Below are 25,456 nucleotides of genomic sequence, written 5' to 3'. Positions count from 1 at the left end.
CAGACATGAAAAAAGATGTTTTCGAACATTTATCAACTGCTCAACTAATTAAAAGAAGAGATCTACTTAAAGGAGTATCAATTGGTTTAGGAATTGTAGCAATTACAGCTATTGGTATTTTACTGTATATTTTTATAACAAATGGGTTTGAAGATATGCCATCTACATCAACAATTCCAGCTTTTATGCTACCAGTATTCTTTTTACCGATGCTTGTTCATTTAGGTAAGTTAAACACTGAGATAAAAAGGAGAAATCAACAATAAACAAGATTTTATAAAAAACAAACAATAATATAGCAAATATTTTTGGTGCTGGTTTAATATATATCTAAAAATCTCTTATAAACAAAAAAGCGATGATTAAATCATCGCTTTTTTGTTATGTAGAAAAGAAATTATCCTAAAACTTCTTTTACTTTTTTACCGATTTCTGCCGGAGAATCAACAACGTGGATACCACATTCGCTCATGATGCGTTTTTTAGCTTCTGCTGTATCATCAGCACCACCAACAATTGCACCTGCGTGACCCATTGTACGTCCTTTAGGAGCTGTTTCACCTGCGATGAATCCGATAACTGGTTTTTTGTTTCCGTTTTCTTTAATCCAACGTGCAGCGTCTGCTTCTAATTGTCCACCAATTTCACCAATCATAATAATTGCTTCTGTTTCTGGATCGTTCATTAATAATTCAACTGCTTCTTTAGTTGTTGTTCCAATAATTGGATCTCCACCAATACCAATAGCTGTTGTAATACCTAAACCTTGTTTTACAACTTGGTCTGCAGCTTCGTACGTTAATGTTCCTGATTTAGAAACGATACCTACTGTTCCTTTTTTGAAAACGAAACCTGGCATAATACCAACTTTAGCTTCACCCGGAGTAATTACACCTGGACAGTTAGGACCAACCAAACGACAATTTCCTTTGTTTTTTACATAGTTGTATGCAGTAACCATTTCTGCAACTGGAATACCTTCTGTAATACAGATAATTACTTTAATACCTGCTTCTGCAGCTTCCATAATCGCATCGGCAGCAAATGCTGGCGGTACGAAAATAATAGATGTATCTGCACCTGCTTTTTCAACAGCATCTTTTACTGTATTAAATACAGGACGATCTAAATGCATAGTTCCGCCTTTACCTGGAGTAACACCACCTACAACGTTTGTACCATATTCAATCATTTGAGAGGCGTGGAATGTTCCTTCGCTTCCTGTAAATCCTTGAACTATTATCTTAGAATCTTTGTTTACTAATACACTCATGATTTTTTATAATTATCGTTTTTTGAAATATTTTACAAAAATAAGTTTTAATGAATAATATTAAAATTTTTTGCTTTAAATTTTTATTAATTTGATAGTTGACTCATTTGAACGCCCTTAAACAGTTTGCCTTCTTTTAATTCCCAAACGGTAAAAAAGGTAGCAAGAATCATTTCTTCCTCAGGATTTTCAAATGTTCTAACATAATAAGTGTATCGAATCATTACTTTATCGTCTTCACTTATTATATCGTGAATTTCGGCACGCAAGTTAAAATAAGAAAGCTTTAAATCTTTAGAAAGCGCTAAAAGATCGGCATGTTCTAAAAACAAATGTCCTTTAGAACTGTACCATTCTAGCTGAATATCTTCATGAAAAACCTCTAAACAATAGGTTTTGTTTAAAATACCCGCCGATTCATAAAACTTTTTAACTATTTCTAATGCACTTTCCATTATTACCTACTTTACTAAATTTTTAACTTTTGCAACGTGCTTGTAATATTCGCGGGCTTCTTCTGCCGGTGTACCAAAATACACCTTATTGCCTTTTAAACTTTTTGAAACTCCTGATTTTGCAGATATCACCGCACCTGCTTCAATAGTAATTCCACTGGTAGTTCCTGCTTGTCCCCATAAAGTTACGTTATCTTCTATAATTACACAACCTGCAATACCACATTGCGCTGCTATTAAGCACATTTCGCCAATTACGGTATCGTGCCCAACGTGTACCTGATTGTCAATTTTTGTTCCTTTTTTAATACGGGTTTCGCCAGTTACACCACGGTCTATCGTACACGAAGCGCCTAACGTTACATTGTCTTCTATAACAACAGAACCACAAGAAACCAAAGGGTCAAAAAAACCGGTTCGTTTCTTAAAATAAAAAGCATCGGCACCTAAAACGGTTCCTGCGTGAATAACTACGTTATCGCCAATTACCGTATAATCGTTCAATACAACATTTGCATGAATGATACAGTTTTTACCGATTTTTACATTATTACCTACAAAAACATTCGGTTGAATTATGGTTCCCTCGCCTATTTGAGCTGTAGCTGCTATTGCATTTGATGAAGCCTGAAACGGACGAAAATAAACCGACAATTTATTGAAATCGCGAAAAGGATCATCTGAAATCAGCAAAGCTTTTCCTTCAGGACACTCAACATCTTTATTAATTAAAATGATTGTTGCGTTTGAGTTTAATGCTTTATCGTAATATTTCGGGTGATCTACAAAAACGATTTCACCGGGTTGCACTACGTGGATTTCGTTCATTCCTAAAACAGGAAAATCGGGAGTTCCTACAAAGGTACACCCAATTATTTCTGCAATATTTTCTAAATGATACGTTTTAGGAAATCTCATTTATACTTACTCTTTAATACGTTCGATATAGCTTGCTGAAGCTGTATCAATTTTAATTTTATCGCCTTCGTTAATAAACAAAGGTACGTTAACTTGCGCACCAGTTTCTACTGTAGCAGGTTTTGTAGCATTTGTTGCTGTATTACCTTTTACACCTGGTTCTGTATACGTTACTTCTAAAACGATAGATGCAGGCATATCTACAGATAATGGAGATTCTGTTTCTGCATTAATTTGAACCATTACGTTTGTTCCTTCTTTTAATAATCCTGGAGCATCTAAGATATTTTTCTCTAAGGTAATTTGTTCAAATGTTTCGTTATTCATAAAATGGTAATCGTTTCCTTCGTTGTATAAATACTGAAAAGTATGTGTTTCTACACGAACTACATCGATTTTATGACCTGCAGAAAAAGTATTGTCTAATGTTTTACCAGAAGTTACACTTTTCATTTTTGTTCTTACAAACGCTGGTCCTTTACCAGGTTTAACATGTAGGAATTCTACAATTTTATAAATATCGTTGTTAAATTTAATACATAAACCGTTTCTAATGTCTGATGTACTTGCCATAAATATGCTTTATTTTTATTTATTAATAAATTCCGGTATAACCTTTCATGATACCACGGGTTGAATTACGTACAAACTGAATAATTTCGTCGCGTTCTGGAGTTGCTTCCATTTCGGTTTCTAAAATTTCTATTGCTTGTGAATTATTGTAATTCTTTTGATACAATACGCGGTAAATATTTTGTATCTCTTTTATTTTTTCCGAATCGATGCCTCTTCTTCTTAATCCAACAGAATTTATTCCTACATAAGAAATTGGTTCACGTGCAGCTTTAATATAAGGCGGAACATCTTTACGAACAAGTGTACCACCTGTTATAAATGAATGTGACCCTATAGTTACAAACTGATGCACCGCTACCATACCTGCTAAAACAACATGATCACCAACAGTTACATGCCCTGCTAATGTGCTTAAGTTTGAAAAGATACAATTATCGCCCACTATACAATCGTGTGCAATGTGGCTGTATGCTTGTATTAAACAATTTTTACCAATAGCTGTACGGTATCTGTCTTTTGTACCTCTGTTTATGGTAACACATTCTCTAATTGTAGTATTATCTCCTATTTCTGCAGTAGTTTCTTCGCCTTCGAATTTTAAGTCTTGAGGTTCAGCTGAAATAACTGCGCCAGGAAAAATACGACAATTTTTTCCTATTCGTGCTCCTTCCATGATGGTAACGTTTGACCCTATCCAAGTACCTTCGCCTATTTCAACGTTGTTATGAATGGTTGTAAAAGGTTCTATTACCACATTTTTAGCAATTTTTGCTCCTGGATGAACGTATGCTAATGGTTGATTCATTCTAACTAATTATTAATTACTATTTTGCTTTAACTATTTGCGCCATTAATTCTGCTTCGGTAACAATTTTACCATTGGCATAAGCAACAGCCTGCATGTGACAAATTCCTCTACGAATAGGACTTATCAAATCTAATTTAAAAATTAATGTATCGCCTGGTAAAACTTGTTGTTTAAAGCGTACATTATCAATTTTCATGAAATAGGTTAAGTAGTTTTCCGGATCAGGAACGGTACTTAGCGCTAATATACCACCTGTTTGCGCCATTGCTTCTATAATTAACACACCAGGCATTACAGGTGCGCCAGGGAAATGTCCTTGAAAAAACTCTTCGTTCATAGTTACATTTTTCATACCTACTACATGAGAATCAGACAATTCCATAATACGATCAACCAAAAGCATAGGAAATCTATGTGGCAAAACTGCCATAATTTTGTTGATATCCATTAAAGGCTCTTTTGTCAAATCGAAAACAGGAACTTGATTTCTACGTTCTGCTTTTATAATTTTCGACATTTTCTTAGCAAACTGTGTGTTTACAAAATGCCCTGGTTTGTTTGCGATAACCTTTCCACGAATACGAGTGCCAATTAAAGCTAAATCGCCAATAACATCTAATAACTTGTGTCTGGCAGCTTCGTTAGGATAATGTAACGTTAAATTATCTAAAATTCCGTTTGGTTTAACCGCGATATTATCTTTACCAAAAGCAACTTTTAAGTTCTGTAATGTTTCGTCTGATATTTCTTTATCAACATAAACAATTGCGTTATTTAAATCGCCGCCTTTAATTAAACCATGTGCCAATAAAGTTTCAATTTCATGTAAAAAACTAAATGTTCTTGCTTCTGAAATCTCTTCTTTAAAATCGTTCATGTTTTTCAACGTAGCATTTTGTGTACCTAAAACTTTAGTACCAAAATCTACCATTGTAGTAACCTGATATTCATCAGCAGGCATAACAATTATTTCGCTGCCTGTTCTTTCATCAACATAAGATATTACTTCTTTAACGATATATTCACTACGTTCTGCATCTTGTTCTATAATACCAGCTTCTTCTACAGCTTGAACAAAAAATTTAGATGAACCATCCATAATTGGTGGTTCTGAAGCATTTAGCTCAATAATAACATTATCTAAATCACACCCTACAAACGCAGCTAAAACATGTTCTGTAGTATGCAATTGAACGCCTTTATGTTCTAAATTTGTTCCACGTTCTGTAGAAACGACATAGTTAGCATCTGCTTCAATAACAGGACTTCCCGGTAAATCTACTCGCACAAAAGTAAAACCATTATTAACAGGGGCAGGTTTTATAGTCATAACAACTTGCTGACCTGTATGTAAACCTACTCCATTAATCGTTACTTCTTGAGCGATGGTTTTCTGTTTAACCATAATTATTTTTACTTAAATATATGTTATTTATTTTTTTTTAGTTGATCGATATCCTTTACAATATTTGGTAATTTTCTAAAATAGACATACGATTTTGAAAAATCGTTATAAGTCATTGCTGGTGAGCCTTGAATAATTTCACCATCTTTAACACTTTTACCTACACCGGACTGTGCTTGTATACGCACGTTATCGCCAATTACAATATGACCTACAATACCAACTTGCCCACCAATAACGCAGTTTTTACCAACTTTGGCAGATCCTGCAATTCCTGTTTGAGAAGCAATTACGGTATTTTCGCCCACTTCTACATTATGCGCAATTTGTATTTGATTATCTAATTTTACACCTTTTCTTATAATGGTTGATCCTAATGTAGCGCGGTCAATGGTTGTACATGAACCAATTTCCACATCATCTTCAATAATTACGTTACCAATTTGCGGTATTTTAGCATAGGTTCCGTCTGTATTCGGAGCAAATCCAAAACCATCTGATCCTACAATAGTGCCTGAATGAATCACACAGTTTTTTCCTATTACCGTTTCCGAATAAATTCTAGCACCAGCAAAAAGTATGGTATTATCGCCAATTATTACGTTATCGCCCACAAAAGAATTAGGGTAAATTTTCACATTGTTCCCTATGATCGTGTTTTTACCAATGTAACAAAAACTTCCTAAATACAAATCGTCACCATACGTTACACCTTCCGATATAACCGACGGTTGTTCGATACCTGATTTCATTAATTTGATCTGGTTTGCGTATTCTAATATTTTTGTAAATGCCTGATAAGAATCATCAACCTGAATCATGGTTGCTTTAACATCATGCAACGGTTGAAAATCTTTATTAACAATTACAATTGACGCCTTGGTTGTATATAAAAAATGGTTGTATTTTGAATTAGACAGAAAGGTAATAGCCCCCTGTTCGCCTTCTTCGATCTTGGCTAACTTAAAAACCTCAACCGTAGAATCGCCCACAATATTTCCATTTAAAACTTCGGCAATTTGCTCTGCTGTAATCTTCATTGAATACAAAAATATTAATTTTTAATCAACTTTATGAATGCTTTTTGGATAGCATATAAAGTATTTATAAACAGGCTCTGACAAAGCCTTTAAATTGTATTGATCTGATGCTTCTAACACATCAATAACTTCGTTGTTTTTGGTAAATATTCTAATAGGCTCGGCTTTTAAATCGTACGCCTGATTTTTTAACTTATCGCCAAAAACAAAGTAATCAACTTCTTCATCTATTTGAAGTTTATCTTTACATAACAATTGATAATAACCTAATTTTGAACCGAATTCATTTTTATCTACCAATTTTACGTGAAACAATTTTCTATTTACAATTGCATTGCTTAAATAAGACAAAACCTTATCGGTATGAAATTGCCAATTTTTCAACGCAGTGTAAATATCTGCATCATCTAATAATGCAAAATTGTTTAAAACTTCTTTATTAAAATCAGCTTTTAAAACAGAGTTTTCCAAGAAAAAATTCAATGCGTTACTAGCCGGCAAATCTATACCTTGCAAAGTTAATTGCTTGGCACGTTTTAATATTTTAGATAACAACAATTCTGCCCCCACACTTGTTTTGTGCAAATAACATTGCCAATACATTAAACGGCGTGCTACCAAAAATTTTTCTACCGAATATATACCTTTTTCTTCAACTACCAACACATCGTTATGAACGTTGATCATTTGAATTAATCGTTCGGAATTAATGTTTCCTTCGGCAACCCCACTGTAAAAACTATCGCGTTTTAAATAATCCATTCGGTCCATATCCATTTGTGACGATATTAACTGAATCATGAATTTACGCGGATAGTTTCCTTTAAAAATCTCTATTGCCAACGAAAGTTTTCCTTCAAATTCTTCATTTAAAGCTTCCATAAAAAGCAACGAAATTTCTTCGTGATGAATATTTTCTACAATACTGTGTTCCATTGCGTGCGAAAAAGGTCCGTGACCAATATCGTGCAATAAAATGGCAATATAAAGCGCCTCTTCTTCTTCTTTTGATATTTCTACATTCTTAAAATGCAGTACTTGAACAGCTTTTTGCATCATGTGCATACAGCCTAAAGCGTGATGAAAACGTGTATGTTCGGCTCCCGGATAAACTAAAGAAGACAATCCCATTTGTTTAATTCTACGCAAACGTTGAAAATACCTATGCTGAATTAAATCGTACAACAATGTTGTAGGTATGGTTATGAAGCCATAAATAGGGTCGTTTAAAATTTTTAATTTATTTTCGGATGTCAAAATTGTTTATTATTGTAATTTCAGGCAAATATAACCATTTTCGTAAAAGAAAAATGCACTTTTACATAACTAAAAGTGCATTTATTATTTATTGAAATTGGTATTCGCTTAAAAACTCGATACTTTTAATAATATCGTAATGCAAAATACGGTCTTCTTGAACAGTTGGTACCATTTTACGATATTCCCCTACAAAGTTTTCTATAAAATTGCTCGATTTTCCTGGTCGACGGAATTCTAATGCTTGTGCGGCGTTAAACAATTCAATTGCCAAAACTCGTTCTAAATTTTCGACAATTTTCAGTGTTTTTGTAGCTGCATTGGCGCCCATACTCACGTGATCTTCTTGACCATTGCTTGATACAATACTGTCGATACTTGCTGGAGTTGCCAATTGTTTGTTTTGGCTAACAATACTTGCTGCAGTGTATTGCGGGATCATGAAACCTGAATTTAATCCAGGATTGTTCACCAAAAAAGGAGGCAAATTACGCAAACCTGATATTAACTGATAGGTTCTGCGTTCTGAAATGCTTCCTAATTCTGCCAAGGCAATTCCCAAGAAATCTAAAGCCAAGGCTAATGGTTGTCCGTGGAAATTCCCGCCAGAAACTATTAAATCTTCATCAACAAAAATATTAGGATTATCGGTTACGGAATTAATTTCGGTTTTAAAAACCTTTTCTACATATTCAATTGCATCTTTTGAAGCACCGTGAACTTGTGGCATACAGCGGAACGAATATGGATCTTGCACGTGCTTTTTAGGCTGTTTGATTAATTCTGATCCTTCTAAAATTTCAGAAATATAAACAGCCGTATTCACCTGACCTTTGTGTGGACGTACAATATGAATTAAATTGTTAAATGGATCAATTCTACCATCAAAACCTTCTAAAGAAACAGCTCCGATAACATCGGCAAGTTTTGATAATTTTAAAGATTTTATAAGCATATAAACTCCATAAGCACTCATAAACTGCGTACCATTCAACAATGCTAAACCTTCTTTAGATTTTAACGTTATGGTTTCCCAGCCCTTTTCATCTAACATTTGTTTTGTAGTAATACGGTTTCCGTTCATAAAAACTTCTCCCTCGCCAATTAACGGCAAACATAAATGCGCCAACGGAGATAAATCGCCCGATGCGCCTAACGAACCTTGTGTATAAACAACCGGTAAAATGTTGTGATTGTAAAAATCGATTAAACGTTCAACTGTTACTAATTGCACGCCCGAATTGCCGTAGCACAATGATTTTATCTTTAAAAGTAACATTATTTTCACAATATCGTGGGGTGTTTCGTCACCTGTACCACACGCATGCGATTTCATTAAGTTTTCTTGTAACGTTGTTAGATCTTCAGTTGAAATTTTAACGCTGTATAACGATCCAAAACCAGTGTTTATTCCATAAATAGGATTGGTTTCGGTCTGCATTTTATTATCTAAATATTCACGGCATTTATTAATGTTTGCAATGGCTTCTTCTGATAAAGCCAAGGTTTGATTTGTTACAATTATTGTGTTTAACTCTTCTAAACTCAACGTATTGTTACTTATATAATAAGTTGTAGACATAATTTATTTTATTGAAACGTAAAATTCTTAAAACTAATCTATAAATCAAAATGTTTTAAGGGAATTATAGCTTAATAATAAATTTTAGCAAAAATTTCATTTGCTAAAATCTGACTCTTCTTCATAGTTTTTGTGTTGGTAATATCCACAAAACCCAATTTGCATTTCTTGCCTAAATTGTCATAATGAAATGTTCCAAATTCACTATCTATTTGGTTGGTTTTAGGGTAGAGCAACAATGTTTTCTCTGCTTTCCAATGCAGATTGTAAACAAACATTTGCTTTAAATCATTGTCTGACGGATTATTGGCTTCAATGATTTTCCATTTGGTATCAATAACAAATGTTTGGTCTTTGGTTTTCAACACAATGTCAGGACGAATGCGTTTATTTTCCCAAAACTTGTCGGAATTTTGAAATGACACTTCTATTTCTTCAGTTTTGTGTTTTTGGAGAATACGGAAAATATATTCTTCCCACAAAGCATTCATATCGAACAAAAGCGTAAGTAAATTCTCGTTTCCATAATTCAAACTTGGCGAATAATTCAGAATGATGATTTTTGCAATATCAATGGCTTTTTGATAATCGTTATTTTTTCGGTCAATGATGATTTTATCGAAATGCTTTTTCTGAATATTGACATTTTCAATGTCTTGAAATTCAAAAAACAATCGGTTTAATTTATCTTTCAAAGAGTCATTTACAAAAGTTTTTAACACCAATAATCCTTTATAAAGAATTTGATGTAACAAATTATTTTTATCGTAAACCTGATGTTCACAGTAAAAATGTTCTTTATGTACTAAATTTTGCTGAATGTTTTGAGCAAAAAGCAATTTGCCTTTTAGTGCGTTTTGATTGGATTGATTTTTTCTATATTTCTTAATCAATCCTTTTTTTACCAATCTTTCGACTTCATTCAGATAAAGCTCAAAATAAACATCTAAAATAGAATGATATCATTTTTTTAGTTGGGTTTCAGAAAATAGATTCAACTTGAATTTTCTTGCAGACTTTCAGCATATTGAGCAACACATTTTGCCAAAGATTTTTGTCTGCATTTTCATTGTTGTCGGCTTTGGGAAGAATTTCAATCGTTAAACCACCAATTTGAATCACACCAACATAACTACCGAAACGAATTCCTTTGTGAATGATTGTAAAGTATTTGTTTTGGTGTAATTCATTGAATTTTACCATAGCATCAAAGTGATGTTTTCGGAATGATCCAGAATCATCGTATCGCAATTTTTGATATTCAAATACTTGTATGTGTTTCATTTTTTTTCTTTGATCCCCGAACTGCGTTCGAGGTAATGTAAATGCGACTCCTACGGAGTCTGAACGTGCCTTACCCTAAACAAGCGAAGCGCAGTTTGGGGTTTAGACATGAATACGAGAACTGGAAGGAACTCCGTAGGAGTTCAACTATCTACCCAAAACCACTTCACATCATCTTCAAAATCACCTTCTTTCCACAGCTTATGAATCTCTTCCTGAAAAGATTCGTTTCTGTGATGTTCCTGCTGATTCTTGATGTAATTAATCAAAATATCTTTTTCCTTCAAGGAATAAGTCAACGCACAATATTTAATTCCCCAACCTTTAAAATCAGGAAAAAACCCTGATTCTTTCATCCATTTAGAAGATGATACTTTCAACGTTTTTACAAAATCAGACAAAGCTACCGAAGGATGTAAATCTATCAATAAATGCACATGTTCTTCCATTCCGTTGACGCGATACAACACACAATTTTTGTTCGTAATAATTCCCCACATATAGCGATACAATTCAGGTGCTAGTTCTAACGGAATTGTTTTTTCGCTGTACTTTGTCCGGAAAATAATATGATATAAAATTTTTGTGTATGACATAAAACAGTATTTTTTAGTCTTCTTTGTAAACAGAAATAAAAGTCTGCTCGTTCCAATTTTCAAACGAAGTGAAGCGATATACTTTTTTATCTTCTAAAAAGTCGTTTTCGTATGGGAAGTTTTTCGGGAATTTTGCCGTATTTTCTTCCTGATAAATAAAACTTGCTCCCAAAACCAAACCGATTTTCCCAAAATCGCCGTAAAAATATTCTTCTAAAAGCGGAATGATTTTGTCTTTGAAAACCAATTTCAACTCTTCTAAATTTTGAATACCGATAAAATAAGAATGACCGATTTGATGGTCTTTGTCAATCAATACTTCAATGCGTTGATTAATAGTTGTCAACAATTGTTTTAAATCAACATCTTTATATTCAGAATTCGATAGTATTTCCGGGTTTGGTTGCATTTCAATGAATGAAAAACGTCTTCTCAATGCGGTATCTAATGCTTCTACACTTCGGTCGGCTGTGTTCATTGTTCCGATTAGGTAAACATTATTTGGAACTGAAAATTTTTCATTGGAATATGGCAAAATTACTTCAGTTTGCTCTTTGTTTCCTTTTCGTTTGTCTTCTTCCAAAAGTGTTATCAACTCACCAAAAATTGCCGAAACATTTCCACGGTTGATTTCATCGACGATAAGGACGTGTTTTTTAGAAGGAAGTATTTTTTCGGCTGTCCTACTTTTTGAATTGGAACTAATTTTATTGTTAATATAATTTAGAACAGACCAATAGGCTGTAGAATTAGAACCTCCAATTACAGAACGGAATTCTTTATCAATGTTTTTCACTAAAGTTAAATCAGGAAAAGCTTCTTGCAATTTTTTTGCACGATTGTACGAAACAGTATATTCCAATGCCTCAGCATTACTTTTAGGTTTCAATCTAAGGTTTCCATTATTTGTGACTTCTGTAACATTCAGACTTTTATTTAGAGTCAATATTGGGAGTTCATAGATTTTTTCATTTTGTATAAAACTATTTATTTCTTCCACTAAATCATTCCAAGCACTATTGAAATCATAATTTTCAATTTCATTTTTAATGACTTTTGACTGAATTTGAGCTTGTTGGCATAAATCTTTAAAAATGCCATTTTTTATTTCATAAACAACAGATTTGTTTTCATCACTATCTTCAAAAATAATTGGCTTTATTCCCTCAATAAAATCTTCGTAACTCAAACTCTGATGAAACGTTGTGAATACAATTTGTTTTGTGTTTACCAAATCTTCGTATTCTGTATTGATTTCTTCACGGGTTCTTTGTTTTTCTCCATTGATAATTTCAACAGCTATTCTTTTTGTGTTGTAGGTTTTTCCTGTTCCCGGAGCACCAAAAAGAATTTGATTGAGAGGAATCTTATTTACAATATCACTCATAGTATTTTTAGCTTTAATATTGGTTTCTTTTATAACAACGGGATTTGCTCCTTTTCTCTGCAAATAAGCATTAAGCTCCTTTCCAACCACATCTGGAACTACAAATTCAAAATCAGGATAAGTTTTTTCAATATATTCTATACAATAGTGGATTATAAATTTATTCGGATATAAAACACCTTTAAATTCAATAGCATAATTAACAAAATTTCTTGTTTTCTTCCAAAGATTAACATCTTGTTTATAAGCATAATCTAATGCTTCTTTCCAAATGAGAGCCTCTTGGTTATCTAAATTTCCAATCATTACTTAAGTCATTATTTTTATTCAACTACCTCGTAAAAACCCATTTATTTTCAGTTGATAAATTAGCATCGAAACCATACCCATCAACATTAAACTGCTTGATATCTTCTACATTTATGATGTTATTTTCTGCCATAAAACGAACCATTAATCCACGTGCTTTCTTAGCAAAAAAACTAATCATTTTAAGCTTTCCGTCTTTGTAATCTTTAAATTCTGGTGTAATAACTTTTGCTTTTAATGCTTTTTTATCAACCACACTAAAATATTCGTTGCTGGCTAAATTCACCAAAACATCGTCTTTTTTAAGATCTTTGTTTAAAGCCGCAGTAACAGTATCTTTCCAAAAATCATATAGATCTTTTTTATCGTCAATTGGTAGTTTTATACCCATTTCTAAACGATAAGCTTCAATAGCATCTAAAGGTTTCAGTAAACCGTACAAACCCGAAAGAATGTTTAGGTTATTTTGCAGATAATTGATTTCTTTTTCACTTAAAGTATAAGCATTTAAACCTGTGTACACATCGCCGTTAAAAGCAAAAACTGCCTGACGAACAGTAGTATTCAACTCGGTTAATTTGTATTTTCTAGCTTTGTTACGTTGCCAATTTAAATCTGCCAGATTATCAGAAATGGACATTAAATTACTTAGATCTACTGGTTTCAACCTCTTTAAAACGCTGTTTATTTCTTTGCTTTGTTTTATAAATGCAGGTTTTGTATGCGTAGTTAAAGGCAATTGCGTTTCGAAATCTAATGATTTTGCTGGTGATATAATTATTTTCATTTTTAACTTTTCTTCAAATTTAACTATTAAATACAAATTCTTTTCTTTTGGTTGATTTCATATTTTCATTCAATTATCAAAAAATTCGATACCAAATATTTTTTAAAAGCTGCATTCCGTCACGTTTGTCTTTTGGAAGTTCTTTAATACTGTATCCGTTTTTTGTAGGAATTAGTTGATACGAAAAAGCAAATTGAACATCATCGGGTTCGTTTTTCAACAATCCAAAGCGTAAATCATTAAAAACCAATCCGTTTTTATTTTCTGTAATGATGTATTGATTTTCGGAAATCTCTTTTAATCTGTTGATATTTACATCTGAAATATCCTGAATTAATTCTTCGTTTCGAGGGAAATAATCAAAATTCACTTTGTGTTCTTCTAAAATCGATCGATCGGAAAGATAAAATCCATTAGAGGTTTCAATGATGACATTCCATAAAAAGCTATTTGAAAAAGTAGGTTTCGCCGTAATATGCTGAACTTTTTCTGTATATTGATTTTTAAAATCATCTACCACTTTGTTTTTGATTATGTTTTGTGCTATTAACCCCCAAATTAAATACAGTGAACTTAAAAAAAATCCGGCATAGGTGAATGATTTTCGCTTGTTTTTTAAACCTAAAACAACTCCCATTAACAATGGAATGGTGTAAAACAAATCGACAACAAAAATAGATTTCAACGCTATTTTATCTTTTATGGGCCAAAAAAGTTGTGTTCCCCAAGTTGTAAAAACATCTAACAATGAATGGGTTAACAAGATAAGAAATATTGTTTTAAAGAGTTGTATTCTTGTAATTTCTTTAAATACGTTTTTAATTAGGTACATAATTAGCAAACTAAACAACGAAAAGAAAATGATAGAATGAGAAAATCCCCGATGAATTTCGATTTCTGTAAGCGGATCGTTAAAAAACTTTGCAATATAAATATCTAAATCGGGCAAGGTACCAACAATCGCACCTAGCATTACTATTTTTTTAGTGTTAACACTGTTATTAAGTGCCACATGAGCAACACCAATGCCTAAAATTACTTGGGTAAAAGAATCCATAAAAAAAACTGCTCATTTTGTGAATGAGCAGTTCAAAAATACAATATATTTTTATTACATATCTTTAAAAATAGTATGCATTAAACGTTTTTTATCGTTAATGCTTTCTTCTAATGAGATCATAGATTCTGTTCTGTAAACACCTTCTATATCATCAATCATGAAAATAACGTCTTTTGCATGGCGTGTATTTTTTGCACGAATTTTACAGAAAACATTAAATTTACCAGTGGTAACGTGAGCTACGGTAACAAAAGGAATATCGTTAATACGCTCTAAAACAAATTTAGTTTGCGAGGTGTTATGCAAGAATATACCTACATAAGCAATAAACGAATACCCTAATTTTTCGTAATCCAAGGTTAAAGACGACCCTTGAATAATGCCCGCGTCTTCCATTTTTTTAACACGTACATGCACTGTTCCTGCAGATATTAACAACTTCTTCGCGATATCTGTAAAAGGCACTCTTGTGTTATCGATCAACATATCTAAAATCTGGTGATCAATTTCATCTAATCGAAACTTACTCATATAACAATTTTTATCTATTTTACTTTTTAGAATTTTATGCAAGCAAAAATACAATGAATTATTATAAAAAATACAATAAAGCATAAATATTTTTTAGTTTTTAGCAAATGATTAACAACTAAGAACCCAAAAACTACGATATCATCACATTCTGTAACGCTTTTTCAATATCCGATTCATTATTAATTAATTGATTATTCACATTTAATGTATAATGAGCGTATTTATAGTTAGGTGCTGAGTGAAAGTCTATTGTTGGTTTTAAAACAAGCGAACCTGCATTAATTTCTTCTTTAAAAACAACAGGTAAGGTCTTATTTTGAATTAATTCAGAGTTTGTAGTAGAAAAATTTTCAATAATTAAATCAACAAAGTTTTTTTCATTTTCAGGGATCGACAAATAATCGTTTACATTAAATTGTTCGTATTCTTTAGAAACAATAGCCTTAAACAAGGTTTGTAAACTTATTTCTACTAGTTTTTGAGCCTTTTTTCTTTGATAATCGTTTGATGCAAAACCGGCTTCGAACAAAATTGTAGGAACGTTTAAATGTGTAAATTGATCGCCAATACAGTTTATGTTGAAAGAATCATCGAACCTGCCGATATTATCTGGTGCATGATTTTTTAAAACATCGTTCATATTAGCAATTAACTGCATGGCAAAGGTTCGAACATCATTGATGTCACACGCTTCATTAAATGCCGGAGCTAAAAAGGATAATGTTGCAGGATTTGATTCTGAACCGGCAGAAAATATACTGCGCTGATCGTGCATATTTAAAGCTAAATAAGGTTTTATTGTATTGAATACTGACCGAAGTAATTGCGATTCGGGTTGGGAAAGATCAACCGAATCTCTGTTTAAATCAACTTTGTTCGCATTAAGACGCGTAAAAGCTTCGGCACCATCTGGATTTAAAATAGGCAAAAAAGTAAACGAAAAATGAGTAAGTAACGAACTGTTTGCGTGGATACTTTTTAAGAAATTAAAAACCGCTTTTGTTGTTGTAGTTTCGTTTCCATGCATTTGCGACCATAACAAAATCTTGAAATTTCCTGTTCCAAAATCTACTCGATAAATATTTTTTTCTAAGACACTTTTGCCGGCAACAGCCACTTTAAAAATATCCTTATTAAGACTTTCTAAAACATTTTCTAAGTCGGTATTTGTAATATATCGTTCGTTAATTTCTTGTTGTTTTAAAAATAGCATGGTGCGTTTTGTAATTTTTATCAAATATACTATCAATACAACAAATAACATATTTAAACAGCTGTTTATTTTTGTAAACAAACGGCACGCACACGAGCTTACAATACAAATAAAACTATTCTCTATACACTTGATATCAGATAAATAAATCATATTAATTAAACTATATATTTAATATGTAAAAATTAGTTTACATTTGTAAAATTATTTAGTTTACATTTGTAAAAATGCGTTTGTTTACAAATGTAAAGTTAAATTTGGTTTAAAAATCACCTTTTTATTATGAAATTCAGCAAACAATTACAAAAAATAATGCAGCATTTTGGTTTAAGCACAACCGAATTAGCAGAGAAGATTTTGGTTCCAAAGGCAACTATTTCGCATCTTATTTCAGAACGAAACAAACCTAGTTTAGAGTTTATAATGAAGTTGCATACCACCTTTCCTACCCTAAATTTAGAATGGTTGATTTATGAAAAAGAGCCTTTTTTGATAACAGACATTTATCAAAATCAAACTGAAAAAGATCAAACTGAAACAACTGTTTTAAATGAAATTTTAGAAGTTAAAACTATGAATGAAATCGAAAAGGAAGATCAAATTAAAATTGAATCAGAAGAAAGCGAATCTAAAAATATCAATCAAAATATAACAGAGAATCAAGAAAACATTTTATCTTTCCAATCTAAAGAAATTGACTGTATCGTTATTTTTTACAACGACGGAAGTTTTAAAAAGTATAATCCGTAAATGAGTATTTTAAAAAAGTATTTTAGTTATTTAAACGTAATTCCCGAACGCACCTACCAAAGTACTTTTAATGGTACGTTAGAAATTAATTGGGTAAATGGTAAAAAAATTCTCGATACTAAAAACACCAATTATTCGTACGGAAATTTGGGGAAGGTTTTACGTAAAGGATTAAATAATATTACGTGTGATTATCAAAGTAAAAATGCTTCTGTTTTAATATTAGGTTTGGGCGGTGGCGATGTTGTTAAACAATTACGCAGTAACTTTAAATCACAAGCTACCATTACTGCTGTTGAGATTGACCCAGTTATTATTGAAATTGCTTTAAACGAATTTGATATTATCCCAAACAGCACACTTGAAATTGTAAATGCAGATGCCAATGTTTTTTTAAAATACACTAAAGAAAACTACGACCTTATTATTGTTGATCTTTTTAACGACACAGAAATACCTGAATTTGTTTTTCAGACAACGTTTATTAAAACCATTTACGCCGTTTTGAAATTGAATGGCAACATAATTTTTAATACCTTTATTTTAAGTGATGTGCATGAAGTGCGTAACAATAAATTTATCGAAAATTTAAAACGCTACTTTACAGTTCATGAATTTAAGAAACTGTACGGTCATAATCATTTAATAATAACCCAAAAACTAAAATGAAAAAATACATTTATATAGCTATTGTTTTGTTAGGATCGATCTCTGCAAAAGCGCAATATACCAAAGATATCAATACCAATCGCCCAAGTTCTTCTATGGGAGCTTACAGCGTTAGTAAAGGTATTTTTCAGATTGAAGGTGGATATACCTTTCAAAACGATGAATTTCATACCGAAAAAATAAATAAACATAACAATTTTCAGGTTCAACTACGTTACGGTGATATGTTAGAGAACTTAGAATTTATTGCCGATTTATATTTTAGCAGCTACAATCAAACCGATTATAATTTAAATGTCAACAACAGTGGTTTTCGTCAGCTAAACTTTGGAGCTAAATTTTTAATTTACGATCATTACAAATACTACGTTGAAAAGCGAAATGTTTACAGCTGGAAAGCAAATCAGCGTTTTAAATGGGGAAGATTGATTCCGGCTGTTTCGATTTATGCAGGCGGACAATTTAATTTTAAACACAATATTTATTATCCCGAATTACCCGAAATTGGCTTAAAAAGCATGCTTATTGCGCAACAGCATTTAAGCAAACGTTTCAGCATTACCTATAACTTTATTGGCGAAAATGTTACCGAAGAAGAATTTAGAAACATTAGTTACATTGTAACTGCATCGTTGGGTTTAAGCGACAGATGGAGCATTTTTGGCGAACATCAAGGAATTATCGATCGTAAATACAATAATATTGCGGTTCCGTTTATGAATGATGCTTCTTTAAAAGGCGGTTTAACTTATAAAATTAACCAAAACTTACAGATTGATGCTTTTGGTGGAACAAGTATAGAAAATACTCCGCATAAAATTCAGGCAGGAATTGGCGCTTCGTGGAGAAATCATAAAAAATACGAGTTTAAAGATCCTACCGAATTATAATTTTTTATTTTATATTTGCCTAAAAGTGTTAAAAACTATTACATGAAATTATTAGAAGGAAAAACCGCAATAATAACAGGAGCAACTCGTGGAATTGGTAGAGGAATTGCCTTAACCTTTGCACAACAAGGTGCGAATGTAGCATTTACATACAGTTCATCTGAAGAAGCTGCCATTGCTTTAGAAAAAGAATTAACAAAATTGGGTGTTAAAGCAAGATCATACAAATCTAATGCAGCAGATTTTAACGAAGCACAAGATTTAGTGGATAAGGTGTTGGAATTTTTTGGAACTGTTGATGTTTTAATTAACAACGCCGGTATTACTAAAGACAATTTGTTGATGCGAATGAGCGAAGCCGACTTTGACAACGTAATGGATGTGAATTTAAAATCGGTTTTTAACATGACCAAAGCCGTGCAAAAAACCATGCTTAGAACAAGAAACGGTGTTATTATTAACATGAGTTCTGTTGTTGGTGTGAAAGGAAATGCAGGACAGGCAAATTACGCTGCATCAAAAGCCGGAATTATTGGTTTTTCAAAATCAGTAGCTTTAGAATTAGGCTCAAGAAACATTCGTTGTAATGTGGTTGCTCCAGGATTTATCGAAACTGAAATGACCGCAAAATTAGGCGAAGAAACCGTTAAAGGTTGGACAGATGCGATTCCGTTAAAACGTGGCGGAACTCCAGAAGATATCGCAAATACATGTGTATTCTTAGCATCAGATTTAGCGACCTATATTACTGGACAGGTTATAAATGTTGATGGCGGAATGCTAACATAACAATTATTTATACAAAGAATTTAAGCCCTTTAGTTATGAAACACTAAAGGGTTTTTATTATATTTTGTATCTTTAATAAAAAATATCATGAAAAAGATACATCTATTACTTTTTGTTACTTTATTAGGCATTATGGTTTCGTGTAAAAGCAAGCAAAAATCCGCTGATACTACTTCTTCGTCTATAACAAAATTTAACGAACAAACATTTGATCCGCATTTTAAAGGATTAGGAACCGAACCTTTCTGGAATATTGAATTGGACAATAATTTTGTAGTTTACCAAGATATCGACGGTAACAGAGAAGCTTTTCCTATTGAAAGAATTGATCAAGCGCAAGATGCCAACGTACAATTGATTCGATCTGAAAATGCTACTTACAAAATACAAGTTACCATTAGTCAGCAAGATTGTTCAGATGGAATGTCTGACAACAATTTTTCATACAAAACAAAAGTAGAACTTACCGATGCAACTGGCGAAATATTAGAGCTAAACGGATGTGGTAATTTTATCGTACCAAAAAAACTACAGGCTACTTGGGAGCTAAATTCTTTTAACGGAAATGAAATACCAGCCAACAAATACTTAAAAACACCTTTTATTCAGTTTGAAAGTGAAGAAGCTTACATGTCCGGCAATGCGAGTTGTAACGGTATTAAAGGAGGTATTTTTATTCAGAATGAAACCATACGGTTTGCAAACATTGCATCAACCAGAATGATGTGTGTGCACGAAAATATGGAAACTGAATTTTTAAAAGAACTGCCAAGCATTACCAATTATAAAATTATTGATAATAAACTGCATCTTTTTTCAGGAGATCAGCTTAAAATGAAATTTTCTAAAAAACAGTAATAAATAAAGAGTCGGAATTTAAGTAAATTCCGACTCTTTTTATTTAGTTTCATATTGCTCTTTTTGGCCTTTGTATTTCCAACGTTTGTGCGTCCAGAAATAATATTCGGGAGCTGCTTTTATTTGTGCCTCTACCCTATCTAAAAATATTCTGGTGGGTTTGTATTTAGGTTCATTTCTAATATCATCAGTAATTTCAGAAAAAGTAGCTTGATAATATCCACGTTTCACTTTATCAATCTTTATATACAAAATATTCATGTTTAACTTGCGTGCTAAACCTTCGGCGCCCATGTGTACAGGTACTTCAACTCCCATAAATAGTTCCCAATGAAGATTTGGTCTTAATACCGGAGTTTGATCGCTTAAAAACAAATAAGTTCCGTAAAATCCTTTTGACTGATTTTCACGTATTACACCAGTTGTATCGTGCGTAGAAATTAATTCGGCATTAAAACGCGAACGAATATCCCTAACAAGTTTATCGAAATACTTATTTTTCAACGGTTTATAAATTCCGAAACCTTTAAAATCTAAAAACTTATTTAAACCTACAATCCATTCCCAATTTCCGTAATGTGGTAACATTAAAATAATGCTTTTTTGCTTTTTTTCGTATTCTTCAATCAATTCTAAATTTGAAAAGGCAAAGCGTTTTTCGAGTTCTTTTGGCGAAATGGTGATGGTTTTTATCATTTCAAGAAACATATCACATAAATGGGCATAGAATTTCTTCTCAATTTCTTTTCTTTCGGCAAATGATAATTGTGGAAATGTCAATTCTAAATTATATCGAACTGTTTTAACGCGGTACTTAATTACTTTATATACCAGAAAATAAAAAAAATCCGAAAGTAAATACAATACTCGAAACGGCAGTATAGACACACACCACAACAAAGCATATACAATGATAAATAAAATATATTTCATTAATGAAATTTTTTGCAAAGATAAAGGTATCTGTGCATTTAACTGAATTTATTTAATGTTTTAACAACCAATGGTAAAGTTGCATCAAAATAGATTAAAACTTATTAAAATTAATTTTTCGCATGACACACAGTTGTCAAACCTGCTTCATAATTTTGAACTGAAAATAATATTTAAATCAATTAGTATGAAAGTAAACATTTTAACAAACGAAGAATTATTGACTCATTGGCAAGGTCACAGAACTTTAACACGTAGAGTGATTGAAGCATTTCCAGAAAAAGAACTTTTTGAATACAACATTGGCGGTATGCGAACATTTGCCGATTTGGTTAAAGAATTATTGTCTATTGCCGTTCCTGGATTGGAAGGAATTGTGAACAATTCTACCGAAGGTTATAACCACAATTTGCCACTTACCACAAAAGCCGATTTATTAAACGCTTGGGACGATGCTACACCTAAAATCAATGAATTATTTATGCAAATTTCTGAAAATCGTTTTAAGGAAGAATTTAATTTATTTGGTGAATATAAATTTCCTGTTATTCAGAATATTCTGTATTTTATTGACAATGAAATTCACCACCGCGGACAAGGTTACGTTTATTTAAGAAGTTTGAATATAGAACCACCTTTTTTCTGGGACCGATACTAAAAAAGAGGATGTCCTAAAAGTGTCAATCTAAACAAAATAAAATGGAGTGAAGAATCTTGAGTTATTGATTACTGAAGATTCCTCCTCCGTCGGAATGACATACCATGCACTTATTTGGTTTTTAGGGCAACTTTTTATGATTTTTCAATAGCCTTTTTCAATAAATCGGCTACTAATTGTTTTAATTCAGGTGGTTCAACAATATCGGCTTCTACACTGTACATTAAAAACCAACGGGCAAAATATTGTAAATTCGTAGTGGTTTCAAAAGTCAATTCCATTTTATCATTTTGTTCTTTTTCTGATACAAAACCATACGAATTTCGATCCCAATTAAAATAATGTGCCGATTTTTTAGGAGCTAAAATTTTAACCGTTGTTTTTTGAACTTCCATCTGTTTTTTTTCATTCAAAAAATAATCTAATGGTTTGTGTTCTCGATTAAAAAGATTATTTATGTTTACAATCTGCTTAACCCGATCAATTCTAAACTGACGGTAATCATTTCGCAAATAGCAAAAAGCCATGAAATACCAATAATCATGTTCGTAAAAAATTCCGATTGGTTCTAAAAGTCGTTCATCGGGTTTACTTTCACCGGGTTTTTGGTATAAAATTTTTATCTGTTTTTTTGAAACGATGCTTTCTAACAAAACCGAAAGCATTTCATTGGTAGTTTTACTTGATGTGGTATCGAAAATTAAAAATTGATCTTCAATTAAAGCTACATTTTCTTTTTCGCTCGATCGCAAAACAGCTTTCATTTTGTGCAAAGCAGACGAAAAATGAAAACTCATTTTTTTATCGGCAAAGTTTTCCATCAACTTTTCTGCAATTACAAAACTATACGCTTCGTTTTTTGTAAAAATAGTCGGCGGAATTTTGTATCCTTCAACCAAAGCATACCCTTTACCCTGCTCGTTATAAATAGGCACGCCAGCATTTTCCAAGGCTTTTATATCCCTATAAATTGTTCGAACACTTACCTGATAACGGTCGGCAAATTGTTTAGCCGTAATCCAGTTTCGTGATTGCAACTGCACATAAATACTTAAAATACGGTTGAATTTCTTTACATCAAGCTCACTCATAAACTATAATAAACTAAATTGATTTTGATGTAAAGCGCCTTCTAACTGCAATAACGCTTGTTTTCTGTGAATTCCACCTGCATAACCAACCATTGAACCATTGCTTCCAATAATTCGGTGACACGGAATAACAATGGCAATTTTATTCAATCCATTGGCAGTAGCAACGGCACGAATTGCTTTTACATCGCCCAAAACAATTGCCTGATTTTTATAGGTTGATGTGCTTCCGTACGGAATTTTAATTAATGATTGAAATACTTTCTGTTGAAAATCGGTTCCTGTAAAAACCAACGGAATTGTAAATTTTTGAAGTTTTTTATCGAAATATAAGCTAAGTTCTTCTTTTAATTGATTTAGATGCTCATTTTCTTCCTCAACAAAATGTGCCTTTAAACTTTCGGCTAATTTTAAAAGTGTTTTTTCCAAATGAATTCGATCATAAAATTCAACCAAACAAATTCCTTTTTCAGTAGCACCCAAAAACATCAAGCCCAACGGAGAATGATAGGTTGTTATAAAAATTTGGTTTGAGTTACCTGTAAGTTTCTGGTTTAGATCTGTACAATTCATTCGATAAATTTAATAAAAAAACCTTCTTGTAAAAAGAAGGTTTTCAAATATACTATTTTGCAGCTAATTACTCAGCAGCAACAATTTCGTATGGTAATTCAACAATTACATCACGGTGTAAACGTACGTTTGCAGCATATTTACCTAAACGTTTGATTGTACCAGAAGTGATGAATTTTTTGTCGATTGATTGACCGTTAGATTCTAAAGCAGCAGCAATATCAGCATTCGTTACCGAACCGAATAATTTTTCACCACCAGCTTTAACAGCAATCTTGATCTCTAAAGCTTTTAATGCTTCTGCAATAGTGTTAGCGTCAGCGATTAATTTAGCTTCTTTGTGAGCTCTTTGTCTTAAGTTTTCTGCTAAAACTTTTTTTGCAGAAGGTGTAGCTAAAACAGCCATACCTTGAGGAATTAAATAGTTACGACCGTATCCTGGTTTTACAGTTACTAAATCGTCTTTAAATCCTAATTTTTGAACATCTTGTTTTAAGATAATTTCCATGTTGTTGTCCTTTTTAATAAGAAGTTAGCCCGCCAGTAGCGAGGCAACAACTTTAATTTGTTATTATTTTAATAAATCTGCAACGTAAGGCATTAAAGCTAAGTGACGCGCACGTTTTACAGCTACAGATACTTTTCTTTGGTATTTTAAAGAAGTTCCAGTTAAACGACGAGGTAAAATTTTACCTTGCTCGTTAACGAATTTTAATAAGAAATCAGCATCTTTATAATCGATGTATTTGATTCCAGATTTTTTGAAACGACAATATTTTTTAGTTTTGTTAGTTTCAATGTTTAAAGGCGTTAAATATCTGATATCTCCGTCTTTTTTACCTTTTGCAGATTGTTCGATTGTTGACATGATAAATTACGCTTTTTTAGTTTTTAATTTCTCTCTTCTTCTCTCTGCCCAAGAAATAGCATGCTTGTCTAAAGCTACAGTTAAGAAACGCATGATTCTTTCGTCACGACGGAATTCAGTTTCTAAACTAATAAGTGCCTCACCTGTAACAGTGTACTCGAATAAATGGTAAAAACCACTTTTTTTGTTTTGAATTTCGTAAGCTAATTTTTTTAAGCCCCAATCTTCTTTAGAGATCATTTTAGCCCCTTTTGAAGCAAGAAAATCTTCGAATTTCTGTACTGTTTCCTTTACCTGAGTTTCAGATAAAACGGGATTCAAAATGAAAACAGTTTCATAATGATTCATAATAATTATATTTAATTTGTTATAAAATTGGGTGCAAATATATAACAGTTTATTGTTTTTAGCAAATGGTTTCGGGATTTATTTTTGTGAAGGGTAATTGATGTCGGGTGTTGGGTGTCAGTTTGATTGAAGCTAAACTTTGTAGGCATATTAATTTTTGAGTTTTGCTTTAAATGCAATAATCATATTCATTAAATAATATGCTTCATTATAGTGTTTTTCAAACAATTGATCATCAATATATCCTCTGTATTTTGCCTTATATAAACATGTTACTACTTCTGTTAATGATCGAACAGAATAATTTAAGAAGCGATTATATTCTGGATTTGATTGCATAATTGAACCCTCAGAGATATTTAAGGCTATAGAATCTGAAGCACGAATTATTTGAGATGATAAATTGTAGATTTCAATTTTTGGAAACTGTAAGGATGGTTTATAAATATCCTCTCCAAAACTCATAGCCTTTTGCAAAATTTGTAGTTTTTCAAATTTAAAACTCATGATAACTATATTTAAAATGAAGACAATAAAAAAAACAT

At 32.1% G+C, this 25,456-nt stretch carries 31 protein-coding genes; 7 read left to right on the top strand and 24 right to left on the bottom strand.

Going from position 1 to position 25,456, the window contains the following annotated elements; all coding sequences use genetic code 11:
* Positions 1-5: 5 nt before the first annotated feature.
* Entirely contained in the window at positions 6-266 is a 261-nt protein-coding gene (locus EG242_RS08185; RefSeq protein ID WP_124899404.1) for a hypothetical protein, read from the top strand.
* Between the two features lie 131 nt (positions 267-397).
* On the opposite strand, the gene sucD is transcribed toward EG242_RS08185, so the two are convergent.
* The 17 genes from sucD to EG242_RS08105 all read right to left on the bottom strand — a co-directional run bounded on the left by sucD (position 398) and on the right by EG242_RS08105 (position 16,484).
* Positions 398-1,273 carry a succinate--CoA ligase subunit alpha gene (gene sucD, locus EG242_RS08180; RefSeq protein WP_124899403.1) on the bottom strand — a complete coding sequence of 292 codons (876 nt, stop codon included), beginning with the start codon at positions 1,271-1,273 and terminating at the stop codon, positions 398-400.
* A gap of 86 nt (positions 1,274-1,359) precedes the next feature.
* Positions 1,360-1,728 (bottom strand): nuclear transport factor 2 family protein, encoded by a 369-nt coding sequence (locus EG242_RS08175; RefSeq protein ID WP_124899402.1) that lies wholly within the window; start codon positions 1,726-1,728, stop codon positions 1,360-1,362.
* 6 nt (positions 1,729-1,734) lie between these two features.
* Positions 1,735-2,646 carry a UDP-3-O-(3-hydroxymyristoyl)glucosamine N-acyltransferase gene (locus tag EG242_RS08170; protein WP_124899401.1) on the bottom strand — a complete coding sequence of 304 codons (912 nt, stop codon included), beginning with the start codon at positions 2,644-2,646 and terminating at the stop codon, positions 1,735-1,737.
* A gap of 6 nt (positions 2,647-2,652) precedes the next feature.
* Complete coding sequence (efp, locus tag EG242_RS08165) at positions 2,653-3,219, bottom strand: elongation factor P (RefSeq protein ID WP_124899400.1); 567 nt, start codon at positions 3,217-3,219, stop codon at positions 2,653-2,655.
* A gap of 22 nt (positions 3,220-3,241) precedes the next feature.
* Entirely contained in the window at positions 3,242-4,027 is a 786-nt protein-coding gene (lpxA, locus tag EG242_RS08160; RefSeq protein WP_124899399.1) for an acyl-ACP--UDP-N-acetylglucosamine O-acyltransferase, read from the bottom strand.
* 19 nt (positions 4,028-4,046) lie between these two features.
* Positions 4,047-5,435: a bifunctional UDP-3-O-[3-hydroxymyristoyl] N-acetylglucosamine deacetylase/3-hydroxyacyl-ACP dehydratase gene (locus EG242_RS08155; protein WP_124899398.1), complete on the bottom strand. Its 1,389-nt coding sequence runs from the start codon at positions 5,433-5,435 to the stop codon at positions 4,047-4,049.
* A gap of 23 nt (positions 5,436-5,458) precedes the next feature.
* The gene (lpxD, locus tag EG242_RS08150) at positions 5,459-6,475 is read right to left on the bottom strand and encodes a UDP-3-O-(3-hydroxymyristoyl)glucosamine N-acyltransferase (protein WP_124899397.1); all 1,017 of its coding nucleotides are present in this window, start codon (positions 6,473-6,475) and stop codon (positions 5,459-5,461) included.
* Between the two features lie 21 nt (positions 6,476-6,496).
* Positions 6,497-7,732: an HD domain-containing protein gene (locus tag EG242_RS08145; RefSeq protein ID WP_124899396.1), complete on the bottom strand. Its 1,236-nt coding sequence runs from the start codon at positions 7,730-7,732 to the stop codon at positions 6,497-6,499.
* Positions 7,733-7,820: 88 nt separating this feature from the next.
* Positions 7,821-9,314 (bottom strand): histidine ammonia-lyase, encoded by a 1,494-nt coding sequence (gene hutH / locus EG242_RS08140; RefSeq protein ID WP_124899395.1) that lies wholly within the window; start codon positions 9,312-9,314, stop codon positions 7,821-7,823.
* A gap of 71 nt (positions 9,315-9,385) precedes the next feature.
* Complete coding sequence (locus EG242_RS08135) at positions 9,386-10,222, bottom strand: McrC family protein (RefSeq protein WP_317124943.1); 837 nt, start codon at positions 10,220-10,222, stop codon at positions 9,386-9,388.
* 73 nt (positions 10,223-10,295) lie between these two features.
* On the bottom strand, positions 10,296-10,598 hold the full coding sequence (locus tag EG242_RS15145) for a 5-methylcytosine restriction system specificity protein McrC (protein ID WP_203227694.1): 303 nt from the start codon (positions 10,596-10,598) through the stop codon (positions 10,296-10,298).
* Positions 10,599-10,741: 143 nt separating this feature from the next.
* Positions 10,742-11,194, bottom strand: a complete 453-nt coding sequence (gene tnpA, locus EG242_RS08130) for an IS200/IS605 family transposase (RefSeq protein WP_124899394.1) — start codon at positions 11,192-11,194, stop codon at positions 10,742-10,744.
* Between the two features lie 13 nt (positions 11,195-11,207).
* Complete coding sequence (locus tag EG242_RS08125; protein WP_124899393.1) at positions 11,208-12,887, bottom strand: McrB family protein; 1,680 nt, start codon at positions 12,885-12,887, stop codon at positions 11,208-11,210.
* Positions 12,888-12,912: 25 nt separating this feature from the next.
* Entirely contained in the window at positions 12,913-13,677 is a 765-nt protein-coding gene (yaaA, locus tag EG242_RS08120) for a peroxide stress protein YaaA (protein WP_124899392.1), read from the bottom strand.
* 76 nt (positions 13,678-13,753) lie between these two features.
* Positions 13,754-14,734, bottom strand: coding sequence for a metal-dependent hydrolase (locus tag EG242_RS08115; protein WP_124899391.1), 981 nt, complete (start codon positions 14,732-14,734; stop codon positions 13,754-13,756).
* Positions 14,735-14,788: 54 nt separating this feature from the next.
* Positions 14,789-15,268 (bottom strand): Lrp/AsnC family transcriptional regulator, encoded by a 480-nt coding sequence (locus tag EG242_RS08110; protein ID WP_124899390.1) that lies wholly within the window; start codon positions 15,266-15,268, stop codon positions 14,789-14,791.
* A 133-nt stretch (positions 15,269-15,401) separates the two neighbouring features.
* The gene (locus tag EG242_RS08105; protein ID WP_158608856.1) at positions 15,402-16,484 is read right to left on the bottom strand and encodes a M14 family zinc carboxypeptidase; all 1,083 of its coding nucleotides are present in this window, start codon (positions 16,482-16,484) and stop codon (positions 15,402-15,404) included.
* 282 nt (positions 16,485-16,766) lie between these two features.
* Between EG242_RS08105 and EG242_RS08100 the strand changes: the two genes are divergently transcribed.
* The 5 genes from EG242_RS08100 to EG242_RS08080 all read left to right on the top strand — a co-directional run bounded on the left by EG242_RS08100 (position 16,767) and on the right by EG242_RS08080 (position 20,440).
* Complete coding sequence (locus EG242_RS08100; RefSeq protein WP_124899388.1) at positions 16,767-17,234, top strand: helix-turn-helix domain-containing protein; 468 nt, start codon at positions 16,767-16,769, stop codon at positions 17,232-17,234.
* On the top strand, positions 17,235-17,903 hold the full coding sequence (locus EG242_RS08095; RefSeq protein ID WP_124899387.1) for a spermidine synthase: 669 nt from the start codon (positions 17,235-17,237) through the stop codon (positions 17,901-17,903). It abuts the gene before it with no gap.
* Positions 17,900-18,793, top strand: a complete 894-nt coding sequence (locus EG242_RS08090; protein WP_124899386.1) for a transporter — start codon at positions 17,900-17,902, stop codon at positions 18,791-18,793. Before EG242_RS08095 ends, EG242_RS08090 begins: the two co-directional genes overlap by 4 nt.
* A gap of 42 nt (positions 18,794-18,835) precedes the next feature.
* A complete protein-coding gene (gene fabG / locus EG242_RS08085) occupies positions 18,836-19,582 on the top strand; it encodes a 3-oxoacyl-[acyl-carrier-protein] reductase (RefSeq protein WP_124899385.1) in 747 nt (248 codons plus the stop codon).
* 87 nt (positions 19,583-19,669) lie between these two features.
* Positions 19,670-20,440: an META domain-containing protein gene (locus tag EG242_RS08080; protein ID WP_124899384.1), complete on the top strand. Its 771-nt coding sequence runs from the start codon at positions 19,670-19,672 to the stop codon at positions 20,438-20,440.
* A 39-nt stretch (positions 20,441-20,479) separates the two neighbouring features.
* On the opposite strand, the gene EG242_RS08075 is transcribed toward EG242_RS08080, so the two are convergent.
* Entirely contained in the window at positions 20,480-21,373 is an 894-nt protein-coding gene (locus EG242_RS08075; protein WP_124899383.1) for a lysophospholipid acyltransferase family protein, read from the bottom strand.
* A gap of 187 nt (positions 21,374-21,560) precedes the next feature.
* Here EG242_RS08075 and EG242_RS08070 point away from each other — a divergent pair, with 187 nt between their 5' ends.
* Positions 21,561-22,031 carry a DinB family protein gene (locus tag EG242_RS08070; protein ID WP_124899382.1) on the top strand — a complete coding sequence of 157 codons (471 nt, stop codon included), beginning with the start codon at positions 21,561-21,563 and terminating at the stop codon, positions 22,029-22,031.
* Between the two features lie 134 nt (positions 22,032-22,165).
* On the opposite strand, the gene EG242_RS08065 is transcribed toward EG242_RS08070, so the two are convergent.
* From EG242_RS08065 to EG242_RS08040, 6 genes are all read right to left on the bottom strand, one after another.
* The gene (locus EG242_RS08065; RefSeq protein ID WP_124899381.1) at positions 22,166-23,122 is read right to left on the bottom strand and encodes a helix-turn-helix transcriptional regulator; all 957 of its coding nucleotides are present in this window, start codon (positions 23,120-23,122) and stop codon (positions 22,166-22,168) included.
* A gap of 3 nt (positions 23,123-23,125) precedes the next feature.
* On the bottom strand, positions 23,126-23,695 hold the full coding sequence (locus EG242_RS08060) for a methylated-DNA--[protein]-cysteine S-methyltransferase (protein ID WP_124899380.1): 570 nt from the start codon (positions 23,693-23,695) through the stop codon (positions 23,126-23,128).
* A 67-nt stretch (positions 23,696-23,762) separates the two neighbouring features.
* Positions 23,763-24,203 carry a 50S ribosomal protein L9 gene (rplI, locus tag EG242_RS08055; protein WP_124899379.1) on the bottom strand — a complete coding sequence of 147 codons (441 nt, stop codon included), beginning with the start codon at positions 24,201-24,203 and terminating at the stop codon, positions 23,763-23,765.
* Between the two features lie 63 nt (positions 24,204-24,266).
* Complete coding sequence (rpsR, locus tag EG242_RS08050; protein ID WP_002987043.1) at positions 24,267-24,563, bottom strand: 30S ribosomal protein S18; 297 nt, start codon at positions 24,561-24,563, stop codon at positions 24,267-24,269.
* A 6-nt stretch (positions 24,564-24,569) separates the two neighbouring features.
* The gene (rpsF, locus tag EG242_RS08045) at positions 24,570-24,911 is read right to left on the bottom strand and encodes a 30S ribosomal protein S6 (RefSeq protein WP_124899378.1); all 342 of its coding nucleotides are present in this window, start codon (positions 24,909-24,911) and stop codon (positions 24,570-24,572) included.
* Between the two features lie 150 nt (positions 24,912-25,061).
* The coding region (locus tag EG242_RS08040) for a four helix bundle protein (RefSeq protein WP_317124942.1) at positions 25,062-25,456 on the bottom strand (395 nt) is incomplete at its 5' end.

This window comes from Paenimyroides viscosum, assembly GCF_003858535.1.
Taxonomy (GTDB): Bacteria; Bacteroidota; Bacteroidia; order Flavobacteriales; family Flavobacteriaceae; genus Flavobacterium; species Flavobacterium viscosum.
Note: the sequence above shows the minus strand (reverse complement) of the source record. Positions and strands in the feature narration are given on the sequence as shown.

Bases quoted from the DNA above. Each gene is read 5' to 3' on its own strand.
- EG242_RS08155 (WP_124899398.1), bottom strand. From the start codon at position 5,435: ATGGTTAAACAGAAAACCATCGCTCAAGAAGTAACGATTAATGGAGTA.
- lpxA (WP_124899399.1), bottom strand. From the start codon at position 4,027: ATGAATCAACCATTAGCATACGTTCATCCAGGAGCAAAAATTGCTAAA.
- rpsR (WP_002987043.1), bottom strand. From the start codon at position 24,563: ATGTCAACAATCGAACAATCTGCAAAAGGTAAAAAAGACGGAGATATC.
- EG242_RS08080 (WP_124899384.1), top strand. From the start codon at position 19,670: ATGAAAAAGATACATCTATTACTTTTTGTTACTTTATTAGGCATTATG.
- rpsF (WP_124899378.1), bottom strand. From the start codon at position 24,911: ATGAATCATTATGAAACTGTTTTCATTTTGAATCCCGTTTTATCTGAA.
- EG242_RS08185 (WP_124899404.1), top strand. From the start codon at position 6: ATGAAAAAAGATGTTTTCGAACATTTATCAACTGCTCAACTAATTAAA.
- EG242_RS08105 (WP_158608856.1), bottom strand. From the start codon at position 16,484: ATGCTATTTTTAAAACAACAAGAAATTAACGAACGATATATTACAAAT.
- EG242_RS08070 (WP_124899382.1), top strand. From the start codon at position 21,561: ATGAAAGTAAACATTTTAACAAACGAAGAATTATTGACTCATTGGCAA.
- tnpA (WP_124899394.1), bottom strand. From the start codon at position 11,194: ATGTCATACACAAAAATTTTATATCATATTATTTTCCGGACAAAGTAC.
- EG242_RS08090 (WP_124899386.1), top strand. From the start codon at position 17,900: ATGAAAAAATACATTTATATAGCTATTGTTTTGTTAGGATCGATCTCT.
- fabG (WP_124899385.1), top strand. From the start codon at position 18,836: ATGAAATTATTAGAAGGAAAAACCGCAATAATAACAGGAGCAACTCGT.
- EG242_RS08075 (WP_124899383.1), bottom strand. From the start codon at position 21,373: ATGAAATATATTTTATTTATCATTGTATATGCTTTGTTGTGGTGTGTG.
- EG242_RS08175 (WP_124899402.1), bottom strand. From the start codon at position 1,728: ATGGAAAGTGCATTAGAAATAGTTAAAAAGTTTTATGAATCGGCGGGT.
- EG242_RS08095 (WP_124899387.1), top strand. From the start codon at position 17,235: ATGAGTATTTTAAAAAAGTATTTTAGTTATTTAAACGTAATTCCCGAA.
- EG242_RS08110 (WP_124899390.1), bottom strand. From the start codon at position 15,268: ATGAGTAAGTTTCGATTAGATGAAATTGATCACCAGATTTTAGATATG.
- EG242_RS08100 (WP_124899388.1), top strand. From the start codon at position 16,767: ATGAAATTCAGCAAACAATTACAAAAAATAATGCAGCATTTTGGTTTA.
- EG242_RS15145 (WP_203227694.1), bottom strand. From the start codon at position 10,598: ATGAAACACATACAAGTATTTGAATATCAAAAATTGCGATACGATGAT.
- lpxD (WP_124899397.1), bottom strand. From the start codon at position 6,475: ATGAAGATTACAGCAGAGCAAATTGCCGAAGTTTTAAATGGAAATATT.
- efp (WP_124899400.1), bottom strand. From the start codon at position 3,219: ATGGCAAGTACATCAGACATTAGAAACGGTTTATGTATTAAATTTAAC.
- EG242_RS08115 (WP_124899391.1), bottom strand. From the start codon at position 14,734: ATGGATTCTTTTACCCAAGTAATTTTAGGCATTGGTGTTGCTCATGTG.
- EG242_RS08170 (WP_124899401.1), bottom strand. From the start codon at position 2,646: ATGAGATTTCCTAAAACGTATCATTTAGAAAATATTGCAGAAATAATT.
- sucD (WP_124899403.1), bottom strand. From the start codon at position 1,273: ATGAGTGTATTAGTAAACAAAGATTCTAAGATAATAGTTCAAGGATTT.
- hutH (WP_124899395.1), bottom strand. From the start codon at position 9,314: ATGTCTACAACTTATTATATAAGTAACAATACGTTGAGTTTAGAAGAG.
- rplI (WP_124899379.1), bottom strand. From the start codon at position 24,203: ATGGAAATTATCTTAAAACAAGATGTTCAAAAATTAGGATTTAAAGAC.
- yaaA (WP_124899392.1), bottom strand. From the start codon at position 13,677: ATGAAAATAATTATATCACCAGCAAAATCATTAGATTTCGAAACGCAA.
- EG242_RS08065 (WP_124899381.1), bottom strand. From the start codon at position 23,122: ATGAGTGAGCTTGATGTAAAGAAATTCAACCGTATTTTAAGTATTTAT.
- EG242_RS08060 (WP_124899380.1), bottom strand. From the start codon at position 23,695: ATGAATTGTACAGATCTAAACCAGAAACTTACAGGTAACTCAAACCAA.
- EG242_RS08125 (WP_124899393.1), bottom strand. From the start codon at position 12,887: ATGATTGGAAATTTAGATAACCAAGAGGCTCTCATTTGGAAAGAAGCA.